Annotated in this window: 2 protein-coding genes; both read left to right on the top strand. The window is 36.7% G+C overall.

Annotated elements, in window-relative coordinates; translation table 11 throughout:
* Positions 1-63: 63 nt before the first annotated feature.
* Positions 64-399 carry a HipA N-terminal domain-containing protein gene (locus OM075_RS25175; RefSeq protein WP_301193326.1) on the top strand — a complete coding sequence of 112 codons (336 nt, stop codon included), beginning with the start codon at positions 64-66 and terminating at the stop codon, positions 397-399.
* Positions 392-1,023, top strand: a 632-nt coding sequence (locus OM075_RS25170; RefSeq protein ID WP_301193325.1) for a HipA domain-containing protein, incomplete at its 3' end; no start/stop codon positions are given. The genes OM075_RS25175 and OM075_RS25170, both read left to right, overlap by 8 nt.

Raw genomic sequence — 1,023 nt, 5'->3', positions numbered from 1 at the left:
TTAATGAGGTGTTGGCATTGTTCGGACATAAATTAACTCCAGTTGAAACAAAATTAGTAGATAATGAATAGAAAAGGGAAAGTGTTTTATAAGCAATATTTTGCAGGAATTATTGAAGAGACCGAGAAGGGGTATCGCTTTGCTTATGATGAAGAATACTTAAACAAAGAAGAAAAATGGCCAATCAGCAAGACTCTGCCTATTTCTGAACACCCATACTCATCTAATATAATGTTTCCTTTTTTTGATGGTCTGATACCGGAAGGTTGGTTGTTAGATATAGCTGTAGATAATTGGAAGTTAAAGGCTAATGACCGAATGGGCTTACTCTTAGCTTGTTGTAAAGATTGCATTGGAGCAGTTTCTGTTCTTCCATTTAACGCAAATGATCATGAATAACAAATGTTTATATTGCTATCACCCATTAGGTGAAGGAGATAAAGACTTTCATTCAAAATGTTCAAAAAAGATATTTGGAACTACGGAAGCTCCTGTATTGGATTATTCTTTGGACCAGATGCATGAACTGGCAAAAAAGGTAGTCCAAAGCCATGTTACCGTTCCAGGTGTTCAAGCTAAGTTATCTTTTCATTTTGAGCCTCAAAGAGGGCAAGAGAACCGATTGACTTTGGTTGGCGTTTGGGGAAATTATATATTGAAACCACCTACTCTGCAATTTGATCATTTGCCTGAGAACGAGGATTTGACGATGCATTTGGCCAAGTTGTTTAAGATAAATGTTGTACCACACTCACTAATCAGGCTGAAATCAGGGGAACTGGCTTATATTACCAAAAGAATAGATCGAATTGGGGATCGGAAACTAGCGATGGAAGATTTGTGCCAATTAAGTGAACGCCTGACAGAGGATAAGTATAAAGGTTCCATGGAACAAGTTGGTAAAGTGATTATGCAATATTCATCCAACCCATTATTTGATGCTCAAGTATTTTTTGAAGTAGCTTTGTTTTCATTCCTAACTGGAAATGCAGATATGCACTTGAAGAACTTTTCGATGATTGA

The sequence above is a fragment of the Plebeiibacterium sediminum genome (assembly GCF_026013605.1).
Classification (GTDB): domain Bacteria; phylum Bacteroidota; class Bacteroidia; order Bacteroidales; family Marinilabiliaceae; genus Saccharicrinis; species Saccharicrinis sediminus.
The sequence above is the reverse complement of the archived record's forward strand: the minus strand, read 5'-3'. Positions and strand labels throughout refer to the sequence as shown.

Bases quoted from the DNA above. Each gene is read 5' to 3' on its own strand.
- OM075_RS25175 (WP_301193326.1), top strand. From the start codon at position 64: ATGAATAGAAAAGGGAAAGTGTTTTATAAGCAATATTTTGCAGGAATT.